Here is a 959-nt window from a genome sequence, read left to right as displayed (position 1 = left end):
AACTCACGCGGATGATCCGCTTTTCGTTCTTTCTGATATTCGTAGAGGATGATCGGTTTGTCACGATACATCTTCCCTGTACGGTAGACCCACATATAGCTTTTGGCTCCCGCGTGACGACCGTCTTTTGTGACGATTACCGGTGTTTCATCAGCCTGCAGCACATGATAGTTATAGATCTGTTTATGAAGCCAGTCATACAGGACCGCAAGATATCGATCCGCACACTGGATTGTCCAGTTTGCCATAACCTGACGGGAGAGGTTGATCCCGTTGCGCTTCAGTTCCTGTTCCTGGCGGTATAATGGTACGGCATTGACATACTTGGCGTTTAGAATACCGGCTTCCAGAGATGGGGTGACAATGCTGCCACGAAGAAGGTCTGTCGGGCGGTCTGCTTTTACGATCGTCTGATTATCGCTTCCGGCATAGACCTTGACATGATGTTCCTCTACGACATATCTTGCCGGTTCATAGACCAGACGTTTATAGACTTCATCCGGCAGAGCCTTCCATTTATCTCCAAAGATTTCATGAAGCTTTTCATCCGGAAGAACGTGGTCGATCTTTTCAACCGGAAGATCCTTTAGGTCGACCTCTCGTTTTCCTCTGGCTTTTTTGCGGCGGTAAGTAATGACAACTTCATCCGCATCTGGTTCATGAAGATCGGAAGCAGTTTCAATGGTATGTTCTGCTTCATTCAGAAGGTCAAAAATGCTCAGCTGGCTGTCGAAGTCATTCATCTTTTCCGAATGACGGCCAAACCGATACTGATTCGCAGCTGCGATCTGTTCGGTAAGGCGATTCAGAGAATCATTCATCTGCTGAAGCTGATCCTGCATAGCTGTAACCAATAGGATCAGCGATTGTTTATCCAGCTGATTTAATTCTTCCTTTGAATAATGGCCTGGCATTTTTTCTTCCTCACTTTCGATGTCTTTATTATACCGAAGAAGGAG

General features: G+C 46.3%; 1 protein-coding gene. It reads right to left on the bottom strand.

The features are described 5' to 3' along the window. Positions 1-914: IS66 family transposase (locus ACTQZS_RS15360; protein ID WP_441476592.1), on the bottom strand; the 914-nt coding region annotated here is incomplete at its 3' end. Between the last annotated feature and the right edge of the window lie 45 nt (positions 915-959).

It is taken from the genome of Bilifractor sp. LCP19S3_H10 (genome assembly GCF_052119185.1).
GTDB lineage: Bacteria > Bacillota > Clostridia > Lachnospirales > Lachnospiraceae > Bilifractor.
The sequence above is the reverse complement of the archived record's forward strand: the minus strand, read 5'-3'. Positions and strand labels throughout refer to the sequence as shown.